The sequence below is a fragment of the Mesorhizobium qingshengii genome (assembly GCF_027563465.1).
In the GTDB taxonomy this organism is placed as follows: Bacteria; Pseudomonadota; Alphaproteobacteria; order Rhizobiales; family Rhizobiaceae; genus Mesorhizobium; species Mesorhizobium qingshengii_A.
Genome location: NZ_JAPFQA010000006.1, coordinates 295,994 through 308,735 on the forward strand (window position 1 = coordinate 295,994; position 12,742 = coordinate 308,735).

Here is a 12,742-nt window from a genome sequence, read left to right on the forward strand (position 1 = left end):
TCGGGGAGGGACATTTGCCGTCAGGCTATTCTTTCGTCATCGCCGACGATCACCCGCTGTTTCGCGGTGCGTTGCGTGAAGCGCTTGCTGGCATCGGCGACGTCGCCGCGATCCACGAGGCCGGTGATTTCGAGAGCGCCAAGGCGCTGCTCGTGGCCAACGAGGATGTCGACCTGGTGTTGCTCGACCTGTCGATGCCGGGCGCCAGCGGCCTCTCAGGCCTGATCTCGCTGCGCGGTATCCATCCGGCGGTGCCGCTGGTCGTGGTGTCGGCGCATGACGATCCGGCGACCATCAGGCGAGCGCTCGATCTCGGCGCGTCCGGTTTCATCTCCAAGTCGGCCAGCATGGAAGAAATCCGCGATGCCGTGCAGTCGGTGCTTGCCGGTGACATTGCGGCACCCGTCGGTATCGATCTCGGCGTCGAGCGCGATCCCGAGATTTCCGACCTGATCAAGCGGCTGCAGGCGCTGACCCCGCAACAGACCCGCGTGCTCGGCATGCTGGCAGAGGGCCTGCTCAACAAGCAGATCGCCTATGAACTCGGTGTTTCCGAGGCCACCATCAAGGCACATGTCTCCGCCATCCTGCAGAAGCTCGGTGTCGACAGCCGCACCCAGGCGGTGATCCTCCTGTCCAAGATCGGCAGCGACCCGCTACAGGCAACCGGCTGACTATTCGGCGGCCGAAGCCAGCGGCCTGACCCTGGCCATCATCGAACGCAGCACTGCCGGCTTCAGCGGCTTGTTGATCACCGGTACCTCGAGCCCGCCCGCGGCCGTGCGCACCTCGTTGGAGCGGTCGGCGGTGACCAGCACGGCCGGCAGATCGTCGCCATGGATCGCGCGCAGCCTCATGATGATGTCGAGACCGGTTTCGCCGTCGAGATGATAATCGGCAAGGACGATGTCCGGGCGGTGCATCGCGGCTCCGTCCAGATCCCTTGAGCCGGACACTGTATCGACGTTGCACCCCCAGCCTTCGAGCAGCAGCCGCATGCCTTCGAGGATGCGGGCGTCGTTGTCGATGCAAAGCACGTGCAGCCCGGCCAGCGAAGCTGTTGCACGCGCAGGGGCTCTGCTCTCGATCTCGCGGCGCGGCTCCTGCACGGCCGCCACGGGCAGTATGACGGAAAAACGTGTGCCCTTGCCCGGATTTGAAAAGATCCGGATTTCCAGGCGCAGAACCCGTGCGATGCGGTCGACGATGGAGAGGCCAAGGCCAAGTCCCTCCGCTTCACGGGCACCTTCGTCCAGCCGGGTGAATTCGTGGAAGACGGTGTTCAGCTTGTCGCCGGCAATGCCGATGCCGGTGTCGATCACCTGGATCTCGGCCAGTTCGCCACGCCGTCGCACGCCGACCAGCACGCGGCCGTGGCGCGTGTATTTGATGGCGTTGGAGACGAGGTTCTGGATCAGGCGGCGCAGCAGGTTGCGATCCGTCATCACCGTCACCGACGATGGCATGATCGTCAGGCCGAGCTTCTTCTTGGCGGCGAGCGGCTGGAAGTCATTGCCGATCTGGCGCAGCAACCCGTCAAGGCTGAAGGCTGTATCGTCCGGCTTCATCGCGCCGGCATCAAGGCGGGAGATGTCGAGCACGGCGCCGAGAATGGTCTCGACCGATTCCAGCGAGGATTCGATGTTGACCGCTGCCTTGCCGGCAGGCCCCTTGCCTGCCTTTTCGATCAGCGACGAACAATAGAGCCGGGCGGCGTTCAGCGGCTGCAGGATGTCGTGGCCGGCGGCGGCGAGGAAGCGCGTCTTGCCCAGATTGGCCTCTTCGGCCAGCATCTGCGCCTGCGCCAGTTCCTCGTTGACCCGGGTCAGCTCGATGGTGCGGGTCTTGACGCGCTGCTCCAGTGATTCATTGGCGCGCTTCAGCGCCAGGTCCTGTTCGACGCGCCCGGAAATGTCGGCATAGGTGGCAACGATGCCGCCGTCCGGCATCGGGTTGGACCGCAGTTCCAGGATGCGGCCGCTGGTCTTCAACTCCATCTGCCAAGGGCTGACGAAACTGGTCAGCCGGTTGAGCATGGCGACGCGCTGATCGGCGGGAATGTCGCCGCGCTCGGCCAGATGGCGCAGGATGCGGTCGAGCGAGACGCCGACCTGGCCCATCTCGTCGGGCAGGTCGAAGAGTGCCCGGTACTGGCGGTTCCAGCAGATCAGGCGGAAATCCCGGTCGAAGACGGTGATGCCTTGCTCCATCTGGTCGAGTGCGATCTGCAAGAGGTCGCGGTTGTGCTGCAGCGCCTCGGTGGCGTCGTCGAGCAAGCGGAAGGCATCCCGTGATTCGCGGTCATGGCGCCGGAACAACAGCGACAGGATCAGCCGTGCCGAGGAAGAGCCGACGGCGCTGGCCAGCAGCTGCTCGGAGAAGCGGATGATGTCCATGCTCGCCTGTTCGTTGCCGTGCAGCGACGTGCCGTTGGTCTTCTCGAACGACTGGAAGGAGCGCTCGGTGCGTTCGACCCCGAGATAGCGCGCGATCGTGTCCTTGAGGTCATTGACGGTGATGGCGGTGCGGAAGCGGCGCAGGCTGGGCATCGGGCCGGCATCGCGCGGCACGAAGATCGACGCCTGGATGCGCTCCAGCGGCACCGACGCACGGGAGAGGGAGCCCAGAACGAAGAACACCGCGTTGATCGACAGGCTCCACAGCACGCCGTGGTTCAAAGGTTCGGCGACGGTGCCGAACAGCGCCTGCGGCCGCAGCGCCTCGAAGCCGAACAGCCCCTGCAGGATGATGTCGGTATCGGGCGCGACGAGCGAGGGCAACAGCAGTGTGTAGCCCCAGACGAGGATACCGGCGATCATGCCAAGTGCTGCACCCCTGCCGTTGGCGCCGCGCCAGATCAGCCCGCCAATCAGCGCCGGCGCGAACTGCGCGATGGCCGCGAAGGACATCAGGCCGATCGACGACAGGCGCGCGCTGTTGGTGCTCTGGCGGTAGTAGAGGAAGGCGATGAACAGCAGGATGAAGATCGCCCCGCGCCGCACATTGAGGATGAGCGTCGACCAGTCTTCGGTCTCGGAGGTCGAGGTCTTGAGCAGGCGGCGCACGAACAGCGGAATGACGAGGTCGTTGGAGATCATGATCGACAGCGCCACGCTTTCGACGATCACCATCGCCGTTGCCGCCGACAGACCGCCGATGAAAGCCGCCATCGCCAGCACGTCGTGGCCGCTGAACAGGGGCAGCGACAGCACGTAGAGATCGCTGCTGGTTCCGGTGCCGACCAGCGACAGGCCGGCAAAGGCGATCGGCAGCACGAACAGGTTGATCGCCACGAGGTAGAGCGGAAACACCCATGTCGCGGTGCGCAACTCGGCCTCGCCGCGGTTCTCGACGATGGTGACGTAGAACTGCCGCGGCAGCATGATGATGGCAAAGCCGCTCAAGCCCGTCAGCACCAGCCAGGTGGCGAGCGACGTGTTGTAGCTCATCGCTTGCCGGACCTGCGCGTTCTGGGCGAGCTTGTCGAACATGTCGCCGAGCCCGCCGAAGATCAGGAAGGTGACCATCAGGCCGATCGCCAGGAAGGCGGCGAGCTTGACCACGGTTTCGACCGCCACCGCCAGCACCAGCCCGTCCTGGTGTTCGGTGGCGTCGGCGTGGCGAGTGCCGAACAGCACCGCAAACAGCGCCAGCAGCATGGCGACGACCAGCGAGATGTCGCTGACGAACGGATCGAAGGAGGGCGGCGAGCCGGTGTAGTGCTCGACCATCAGGCTGACCGAACCGGAAATCGCCTTCAACTGCAGCGCGATATAGGGCACCGCGCCGATCGTGGCGATCAGCGTGGCGATCGCCGAGACGGTGAAGCTCTTGCCATAGCGGGCGCCAAGGAAGTCGGCGATCGAGGTGATCTTCTCGGTTTTGGCCAGCCGAACGATGCGGTTGAGCAGCGGAAAGCCGAACACGAACACCAGCACCGGGCCGGTATAGATGCCGAGGAATTCGAGGCCGCGTTCGGAGGAGAGGCCGACCGAACCGAAGAAGGTCCAGGACGTGCAGTAGATGGCAAGGCTGAGCGCGTAGATGAAGGGCCGGGCTCGGCCAGGCCCGGATATCGCCGAGCGGCGGTCGCCCAGGCTGGCAATGGCGAACAGCAGCGTCACATAGGCGATAGCGACGATGACGATGAACAAGCCCTGCACGCCTGCAATTTCCTCCCTTTGCCGTCTTTTTATCCGGCTTGCCCGAACGCAATCACAGCTTGGCGTCCGAGTCCATCGCGGCTTTGGAAGCAGGACCACCGGAGCATCAAGCGGTGGCGACGACGAGAAACCGATTGTTTTCCGCTTTTACCCATTTTGCAACCGCAGGTTTTTGCTATGCTCCTTATTGGTCGGCGCCGAACGAAGGGGCGGAGCGGTAGCGCGGCTTGTCATGACAGGAGGGTCGAATGCTGAAAGAATTCCAGGAATTCATTTCCAAGGGCAACGTGATGGACTTGGCCGTCGGCGTCATCATCGGCGGCGCCTTCAGCACGATCGTTACTTCCCTTGTCAACGACATCATCATGCCGATCGTCGGCGCGATTTTCGGCGGCTTGGACTTTAACAACTACTACGTCGGGCTTTCCTCGGCCGTCAACGCCACTTCGCTGGCGGAGGCCAAGAAACAAGGCGCCGTTTTTGCCTACGGCAGCTTCATCACCGTGGCATTGAATTTCATCATCCTCGCCTTCATCATCTTCCTGATGGTCAAGGCGGTGAACAATCTGCGCAAGCGGCTCGAGCGCGAGAAGCCTGCTGCCCCCGCTGCTCCGCCGCCGGCTGATGTCGCACTGCTCACCGAGATTCGCGATCTGCTCGCCAAGCGCTAACCATTGGTGGCATTACTGGACCAAAACCCCGGCCGTTCGCGGCCGGGGTTTTCTTTTTTCGCTTCTGGTAAGGAGCGCTGACGAACATTTGAGACCGGAACGGATCCGCCCATGACCTTGATCGAAAGTTTGCGCGCCGAAGCCCGCGCGGCGCCAGAAAGCGGCATTGTCGCCGTTGTCAACCACGGCCGCCTGCGCGAGGGCCTGATCCCGCTCTGGGCCGGCGAGGGCGACCTGCCGACGCCCGCCTTCATCAGCGACGCGGCCGCCCGGGGACTGGCCAGCGGCGAGACATTCTACACCTGGCAGAAAGGCATTCCGGAGCTCAGGCAAGCGCTCGCCCGCTACTACGCCAGGCACTTCGGCAAGACCTTCCCCGAAGAGGAATTCATCGTCACCGGATCGGGCATGCACGCCATCCAGCTGGCCCTCGACGCTGTCGCCGGCGCCGGCGACGAGGTTGTCTATCTGTCGCCGGCCTGGCCGAATTTCGATGCCGCCACGGCGATAGCGGGAGCCGTGCCGGTGCCGGTCACGCTCGACCAGTCCGGCAATGGCTGGTCCTGCGATGTCGAGAAGATTGCAGCCGCGATCACGCCACGCACCAAGGCACTGTTCATCAACACACCGTCGAACCCAACCGGCTGGACCGCCGATCATGAGACCTTGCAGGCGATCCTCGATCTTGCCCGCGCGAAGAACCTTTGGATCATCGCCGACGAGATTTATTCCCTGTTTCACTATGGCCATGGTCGTGCGCCGTCCTTCCTCGACATCGCGTCGGCGGAAGACCGCATCCTGTTCGTCAACAGCTTCTCCAAGAACTGGGCGATGACTGGCTGGCGTGTCGGCTGGATCAAGACCCATCCCGCCTTGCAGCAGGTGTTCGAGAACCTGATCCAGTATTCGAACTCCGGCGTAGCCCAGTTCATGCAGCGCGGTGCGATCGCCGCCCTCGATGAGGGCGACGCCTTCATTGCCGAACAGGTGGAGCGGGCGCGTGCGGCGCGTGACCTGGTCTGCGGCATCCTCGGTGCCACTGGCCGCGCCCGGTTCACCGCGCCGCAAGGCGCGTTCTACTTGTTCTTCACTGTCGACGGCATTACCGATTCACGCGCCGCCGCTTTCGAGATCGTCGACAAGGCCAATGTCGGCCTGGCGCCCGGGACGGCCTTCGGCCCAGGTGGCGAAGCCTTCCTCAGGCTGTGCTTCCACCGCCGCCTCGACCAGGTCGAGGAAGCCGCGCACCGGCTGGCGAAGTGGATGAAGGCTGTCTAGCTAAACCGCCGACGAAACCCGGATTGAAAATCGCTCCGGCGAGTCAGCTGGCGTGGGTTTCGAGAACCGGAGCGCAGCGGACATTCAGGGCCGTGGGCACGCGCATGACCCCGAAGATCGGGATCGATCTTCGGCAAGGATCATGCGCAAATTTGGAGTTGCTACGGCGTCCTTTGCGCGTCCGAATGGACGCGCGGCGCTGTAGAAAGCGCAGAAACCCGCACCGGATAGCCGTCGGAGTAGAGTTTCAAACGGGCTTTAGCCGCCTGATTTGGGCACCAGCAGCGGAATGACGCGGTCGCTTTCGGCCACCGAGGGCCGGCCTGCAGAACCATAGGGGATGCCCAGCGCATCCCAGGTCTCGATCAGCGCATCCTGCAGTGCCGCGATCAAAGCGTCGGTATGGAAGGGCGTCGGCGTGATGCGCAGCCGCTCGGTGCCGCGCGGCACGGTCGGATAGTTGATCGGCTGGATGTAGATGCCGTGCACGCCAAGCAGGCGATCGCTCGCCATCTTGCAAAGTTCCGGATCGCCAACCAGCAGCGGCACGATGTGGGTTGGCGATTCCATCACCGGCAGGCCGGCGGCGGAAAGGACCTGCTTGGTTCGCGTCGCCTGCTGTTGCTGGGCATCGCGCTCGGCCTGCGAGCGTTTGAGGTGGCGGATCGAGGCGGTGGTGGCGGCAGCGATCGCCGGCGGCAGCGCCGTGGTGAAGATGAAGCCCGGCGCATAGGAGCGCACCGCGTCGATCACCGCGCTTGTGCCGGTGATGTATCCGCCCAGCGTGCCGAACGCCTTGGCCAGCGTGCCCTGGATGATATCGATCCGGTCGGCCAGTCCCTCGCGCTCGGTGATGCCGCCGCCTCGCGGTCCGTACATGCCGACGGCATGGACCTCGTCGATATAGGTCATGGCGTTGTAGCGCTCGGCGAGCTCGACGATCTGCTTTATCGGCGCGATGTCGCCATCCATCGAATAGACGCTCTCGAAGACGATCAGCTTGGCGCGTTCGCGGCCCGCCGCCTGCAGCAGGCTTTCCAGATGCGCGACATCATTGTGGCGAAAGATCTTCTTCTCGGCGCCGGAGCGCCGCACGCCTTCGATCATCGAGGCGTGGTTCAGTTCGTCCGAAATGATCAGGCAGTTGGGCAAAAGCCGGGCAATGGTCGAGATCGAGGCCTCGTTGGAGACAAAACCGGAGGTGAAGACGAGTGCGGCTTCCTTGTCGTGCAGGTCGGCAAGCTCCACTTCGAGCTCGACCAGCGGGTTGCTGGTGCCCGAAATGTTGCGGGTGCCGCCGGCGCCCGACCCCATTTTGCCGGCCGCGTTCTGGAACGCGGCGATGACGTCGGGATGCTGGCCCATGCCGAGATAGTCGTTGGAGCACCAGACGGTGATTTCCTCGGCGCGGCCATTGGCACGCCAGATGGCGCGCGGAAATTTGCCTGCGATACGCTCCAGGTCGGCGAAGACGCGGTAGCGACGCTCTGCATGGAGCTGGTCGATCGCTTCCTCGAAGAACCGCTGATAGTTCATGTCGGCTTCCCAATTTTTGCGCGGGATCATAATCATTGCCCTATTGGTCGTCCACCGGGCCTTTTTGGTCAAAATGCCACGCCCCGGACCGGTTCCTAACGACCACGGATCGTGGCCTATTCCCTTGATGTGGATCAACTTTGTTTCAGGATGATGCCACATGCCGACCATGCCGGTTACCGCGGCTTGTAGTGGCCATCCGGCAGGCTTTCCAGTAAGGCGGTGGTTGAGACAGTTTCCGATAAATCTTGAGATGCGAGGAAGCGGATGACGGTTTTGGTGACAGGCGGTGCCGGTTACATCGGCAGCCACATGGTCTGGGAGTTGCTGGATGCCGGTGAGAGCGTGGTCGTTCTCGACCGCCTTTCGACCGGTTTCGAATGGGCGGTGGCGCCGGAGGCGAAGCTGGTCGTCGGCGATATCGCCGACCGTGAGTTGGTCGGTTCGATCATCAGGGACAACAAGGTCGATGCGATCATCCATTTCGCCGGTTCCATCGTGGTTCCGGAATCGGTCGCCGACCCGCTCGGTTATTATGAGAACAACACCTGCAAGACGCGCACTCTGATCGAAACCGCGGTGCGCGAAGGCGTGCCCAACTTCATCTTTTCCTCGACCGCCGCCGTCTATGGCGGCGCCGGACTGGAGCCGGTGCGCGAGGATGCCCGCCTGGCGCCGGAATCGCCCTATGGCCTGTCCAAGCTGATGAGCGAATGGATGCTGCGCGATGCGGCGATCGCGCACGGCCTGCGCTATACCGCGCTGCGCTACTTCAACGTGGCCGGCGCCGACCCGAAGGGTCGCACCGGCCAGTCGACGCCAGGCGCCACCCATCTGATCAAGGTCGCCTGCGAGACGGCGCTCGGCAAGCGCCCCTTCATGCAGGTATTCGGCACTGACTATCCGACGCCGGACGGCACCTGCATGCGCGACTATATCCATGTCAGCGACCTGGTGGCGGCGCATCGCCTGGCCTTGCAGCGGCTGCGCGCGGGGGGAGCGAGCCTTGTCGCCAATTGCGGCTACAGCCATGGCTATTCGGTGCTCGAGGTCATCGACAGCGTGCGCCGGGCCTTCGGCCATGATTTCGAGGTGAAGATGGGCGATCGCCGCCCAGGCGACGCCGCGGCGGTGGTTGCCAATTCGGATCTCGCCCGCGCGGAACTCGGCTGGACCCCGCAACGCGACGATCTCGACCAGATCGTTGCCGATGCGCTCGCCTGGGAGCGTATCCTGACCGGCAAGAACTCCGCACGGAGCTGAGCCGGCGGCTTTTCTCCCCAGGGCTCGCAAGGCGCCCGGCGAAGCGCTATTGAAGGCATTCGCAAGGCGCCGCGCCGCGGGGAATTCTTGGGGGATGGCATGAAAATCACGGTGCTCGGAGCCGGCGTCGTCGGTACGGCGGCCGCCTATTACCTGGCCAGCGACGGCCACGAGGTCACCGTGATCGAGCGCCATCCTGCGCCGGCGCGCGGCACCAGCCAGTCGAATGCCGGCCTGGTGTCACCCGGCGATGCTACCGCCTGGGCTTCACCGGCGGCGCTGAAGACGTTCCTGCGCGGGCTCTACAATCACGACCTCGGCATCAAGGTGCGGCTGCGCTTCGATCCCTATTTCCTCGCCTGGAGCCTGCGCTTCTTGCGACAGTGCACAAAAGAGCGCCTGCGCGCCAACAGCCGGGTCAAGCTGCGCCTGGCGCTTTATTCGCGCGACTGCATCAACGCCATCTCCGCCGACACGGGCATCGGCTATGACGAGCGCAAGAAGGGCATCCTCTATTTCTTTCGCTCGCAGCACAGTCTCGACACCGGCACCGACAACTACCGCTATCTGGCCGAGCATGGCCTGCCGATCGAGATCGTCGGCCGCGACAGGCTGATCGAGCTCGAGCCGGGTCTTGCCGGAGTGAAGGAAAAGATCGCCGGCGGCGTCTATTCGCCGATCGACCAGACCGGAGATTCCCGGCAGTTCGTGGAAAAGCTCGCCGCTTATGCCGCCGAGAAACTCGGCGTGAGGTTTCTCTATGGCACGACGGTCGAGGGCCTCGACATGGAGGGTGACCGGGTGCGCGCGGTGATGACCTCGGCCGGACCGGTTCTCGGCGATGCCGTGGTCATCTCGATGGGGCCGGAAAGCGGCCTGCTCGGGCGGCGCTACGGCATCGACCTGCCTGTCTATCCGGTGAAGGGCTACACCGCGACCATTCCGCTGGAGGACGAGAGCAAGGGGCCGACCATGGGCGGCGCCGACGAGGACCAGCTCATCGCCTATTCCAGGCTGGGCAACCGGCTGCGGCTCGCTTCGACCGCCGAGTTCACCGGTTTCGACCGTACGTTCCGGCGGAGCGATTTCGCCGCCATGTTCAGGACCGGCAAGGACCTGTTCCCAGGCGCCTTCGACGAGAAGAAGGCCGAGCTGTGGGCGGGTCTGCGGCCGATGATGCCGAACTCGGTGCCGGTAATCGGCAAGGCGCGCTATGAGAACCTCTATCTCGACACCGGCCATGGCCATGTCGGCTGGACCATGGCCTGCGGCTCGGGGAAGTTCCTTGCCGACCTCGTCGCCGGCCGCAAGCCGGAGATCGACCCGCAAGGGCTGGTCTACGGGGGATAGGATGTCGGGACCGCAAGTCGCCATCGACCTTGGCCGCATCGAGCGCAACGCCCGCACCATCGTCCAGCGCTGCGCACTCTCGGGCATCAAGGTCTTCGGCGTCACCAAGGGCACCTGCGGCATGCCGCAGGTGGCGCGCGCCATGCTGCGCGGCGGTGTCGCCGGCATCGCCGAATCCCGCTTCGAGAACATCCGCCGGCTGCGCGACAGTGGCATCAACGCGCCGATCATGCTGCTGCGCAGCCCGCCGATGGCGCGCGTCGAGGAGGTGGTGCGCACGGTCGACATCAGCCTGCAGTCGGAGTTGAGCACCATTCGCGAGATATCGCGCATCGCCGGGCGCATGGGCCGCGTCCACGACATCATGCTGATGATCGACCTTGGCGACCTCCGCGAAGGCATCTGGCCGAGCGACCTGATCCCGACGGTCGAGCAGATACTGCAGCTGAAGGGCGTGCGCATCGCCGGCATCGGCACCAACCTCGGCTGCTTCGGCGCCATCATGCCGACCGAGGAAAACCTTGGGCAATTGGTCGCCCATGCCTACAAGACCGAGCGCCTGTCCGGCAAAAGCCTCGACTGGATATCGGGCGGCGCCTCGTCGTCGCTGCCGCTGCTGCTCAAAGGCAAGCTGCCGGCCGGCATCAACAATCTGCGCGTCGGCGAGGCGATCCTGCAAGGCGGCGTCGAGACCTTCCGCGACACGCCATGGGCCGAACTCGAGCCCGACGCCTGCCGGCTGACCAGCGACATCATCGAGGTCAAGCTCAAGCCGTCACGCCCGATCGGCCAGTCCGGCTACGATGCCTTCGGCAACCAGCCGGTCTTCCCCGACGAGGGCGACAGGCTGCGCGCCATCGCCAATATCGGCCGCGAGGACGTGCTGGTCGAGGGGCTGACGCCGATTGCCAAGGGGATAAGGGTGCTCGGCGCCTCCAGCGATCACCTGCTGCTGGATGTCGCCGACGCTGATCCGCCGCCCGCCGTCGGCGATCGCGTCGCCTTCCGCATGAGCTACGGCGCCATGCTTCTGGCGATGACTTCGGAATATGTCGAGAAGGCCCCGATGCATGACGTCGAGGATTTTTCCGGCCGCAAGATGGTGCAGATCACCGCCGAACAGGAAGCCGCCGGCATCCTGGCTCGGGAGCGCACCGGCGCGCGGTTGGAAGCGATGAATTTCGACGTGGTGGAACTCGCCGATGTCGAACGGCCGCCTTCAGGGCTGATCCGGCTGAGCGCCGGCGCTGACCGTCGCATCGCCCACGGGGCGCTGACCGCCACGGCACGCGCGTCACATTCCTTCGGTCTGATCTGGATCGATTCCATCGCAGCCCTCATGCCCGAGGACGAGGACGGCATCGACCTGCCGGAAGGCTCGGTGCTGGCCCGCACGCTCGGCCTCGATCACAAGCCAGGCGCGCTGCAGCCGCAGCTGTCACCGGAAAATGTCGTCATCGTCGGCCTGCGCCACGCCGATCCAGCCGAGGCGAGGGTGCTGAAGGATTCGCGCGTTTCGGCCTTCACCATGACCGATATCGACGCCATGGGCATGCGCGATCTGATGCACGAGGCGATCCGCATCGCCACCTCGGGCACGCAGGGTTTTCATGTCAGTTATTCGCCGACGGCGACCGAATTCGCCGGCTGGGCCGCGGGCTCCGGCGGGCTGACGGTGCGCGAAACGCACCAGGCGATGGAAGCGATCGCGCTCTCCGGCGGTCTGCTGTCGATGGATGTTTCGGGCCTGGCAACGGATCTCGAGCCCCGGATCGGCGCCGACGTGATCAACTTCGTCATGTCGGCTTTCGGCAAGCGGATCCTTTGATCGGCCGCTCGCCAAGTCTAGGCAAATCTCATCCCATCGCGGCGATGACGCAGCTTCATCGCCGCGATGCATTTCCCGGCAGCCTATCGCTGCAGAGATTTTCGAACGCGCACGAATGGCGCGGGGTCGATTAAATCGTTTGGGTTGAGCTCACGACCGGCGCAGCAGCAGCAGTAGCAATAGCACATGCTTGCTCCAAGCGGCCCGATCTTAAGAGAGTAGCGCTTGTCCTTCGGGATATACATCCAATCTCCCGCGTTCAGTTCGATGCCATCGTAGTAGACCGAACCGGACATGATGAAACGAACGCCGTCGTTGTCGTGCGAATGTTCCCCCACTTCCGCATTTGGCGCGGTGGCGGTGATGAAGAACTGGCCGCCGTCCAGGTAGAATGGCAGCTGCCACTTCGTGAAACCGCTAGGAAGTTGCTCGCGCGGGACGCCAAGGAGATTGCACAGTGCAACGGCCTCCTTGTCTCTTGAAGTGAGTATCCGAGAGTTCATCTTGTGTCCGACTTTTGCAAGTGCTTCATCGACACGCTTCTTGCCGTCGGCGAAGTCAATATGCGTAGGCTTGAATGTGGATGTCATTTCAGCCTCCTTGTAAGGGCGGGTTAGCGCCGATCGCCACCTGAATTGAGCGGCGATACAAGT

General features: G+C 64.0%; 9 protein-coding genes. 6 read left to right on the forward strand and 3 right to left on the reverse strand.

Going from position 1 to position 12,742, the window contains the following annotated elements:
• Window positions 1-14: 14 nt before the first annotated feature.
• A complete protein-coding gene (locus OOJ09_RS16635; protein WP_269906213.1) occupies window positions 15-674 on the forward strand; it encodes a response regulator transcription factor in 660 nt (219 codons plus the stop codon).
• On the opposite strand, the gene OOJ09_RS16640 is transcribed toward OOJ09_RS16635, so the two are convergent.
• Window positions 675-4,163: a PAS domain-containing hybrid sensor histidine kinase/response regulator gene (locus OOJ09_RS16640; protein ID WP_269906214.1), complete on the reverse strand. Its 3,489-nt coding sequence runs from the start codon at window positions 4,161-4,163 to the stop codon at window positions 675-677.
• A 248-nt stretch (window positions 4,164-4,411) separates the two neighbouring features.
• On the opposite strand from OOJ09_RS16640, the gene mscL reads away from it, so the two are divergent.
• Both mscL and OOJ09_RS16650 read left to right on the forward strand, forming a co-directional pair.
• Window positions 4,412-4,834 (forward strand): large conductance mechanosensitive channel protein MscL, encoded by a 423-nt coding sequence (mscL, locus tag OOJ09_RS16645; RefSeq protein ID WP_269906215.1) that lies wholly within the window; start codon window positions 4,412-4,414, stop codon window positions 4,832-4,834.
• Window positions 4,835-4,945: 111 nt separating this feature from the next.
• Entirely contained in the window at window positions 4,946-6,112 is a 1,167-nt protein-coding gene (locus tag OOJ09_RS16650; protein WP_269906216.1) for a pyridoxal phosphate-dependent aminotransferase, read from the forward strand.
• A gap of 258 nt (window positions 6,113-6,370) precedes the next feature.
• Here OOJ09_RS16650 and hemA read toward each other — a convergent pair whose 3' ends face one another.
• Window positions 6,371-7,648: a 5-aminolevulinate synthase gene (hemA, locus tag OOJ09_RS16655; RefSeq protein ID WP_269906217.1), complete on the reverse strand. Its 1,278-nt coding sequence runs from the start codon at window positions 7,646-7,648 to the stop codon at window positions 6,371-6,373.
• Window positions 7,649-7,915: 267 nt separating this feature from the next.
• Here hemA and galE point away from each other — a divergent pair, with 267 nt between their 5' ends.
• From galE to OOJ09_RS16670, 3 genes are all read left to right on the forward strand, one after another.
• Window positions 7,916-8,911, forward strand: a complete 996-nt coding sequence (gene galE / locus OOJ09_RS16660) for a UDP-glucose 4-epimerase GalE (protein WP_269906218.1) — start codon at window positions 7,916-7,918, stop codon at window positions 8,909-8,911.
• Between the two features lie 99 nt (window positions 8,912-9,010).
• Window positions 9,011-10,261 carry a D-amino acid dehydrogenase gene (locus OOJ09_RS16665; protein WP_269906219.1) on the forward strand — a complete coding sequence of 417 codons (1,251 nt, stop codon included), beginning with the start codon at window positions 9,011-9,013 and terminating at the stop codon, window positions 10,259-10,261.
• A gap of 1 nt (window position 10,262) precedes the next feature.
• Window positions 10,263-12,089, forward strand: coding sequence for an alanine racemase (locus OOJ09_RS16670; protein WP_269906220.1), 1,827 nt, complete (start codon window positions 10,263-10,265; stop codon window positions 12,087-12,089).
• Between the two features lie 83 nt (window positions 12,090-12,172).
• Here OOJ09_RS16670 and OOJ09_RS16675 read toward each other — a convergent pair whose 3' ends face one another.
• Window positions 12,173-12,679, reverse strand: a complete 507-nt coding sequence (locus OOJ09_RS16675; protein WP_269906221.1) for a hypothetical protein — start codon at window positions 12,677-12,679, stop codon at window positions 12,173-12,175.
• Window positions 12,680-12,742 lie beyond the last annotated feature (63 nt).

Bases quoted from the DNA above. Each gene is read 5' to 3' on its own strand.
- galE (WP_269906218.1), top strand. From the start codon at position 7,916: ATGACGGTTTTGGTGACAGGCGGTGCCGGTTACATCGGCAGCCACATG.
- mscL (WP_269906215.1), top strand. From the start codon at position 4,412: ATGCTGAAAGAATTCCAGGAATTCATTTCCAAGGGCAACGTGATGGAC.
- OOJ09_RS16675 (WP_269906221.1), bottom strand. From the start codon at position 12,679: ATGACATCCACATTCAAGCCTACGCATATTGACTTCGCCGACGGCAAG.
- OOJ09_RS16650 (WP_269906216.1), top strand. From the start codon at position 4,946: ATGACCTTGATCGAAAGTTTGCGCGCCGAAGCCCGCGCGGCGCCAGAA.
- OOJ09_RS16670 (WP_269906220.1), top strand. From the start codon at position 10,263: ATGTCGGGACCGCAAGTCGCCATCGACCTTGGCCGCATCGAGCGCAAC.
- hemA (WP_269906217.1), bottom strand. From the start codon at position 7,648: ATGAACTATCAGCGGTTCTTCGAGGAAGCGATCGACCAGCTCCATGCA.
- OOJ09_RS16665 (WP_269906219.1), top strand. From the start codon at position 9,011: ATGAAAATCACGGTGCTCGGAGCCGGCGTCGTCGGTACGGCGGCCGCC.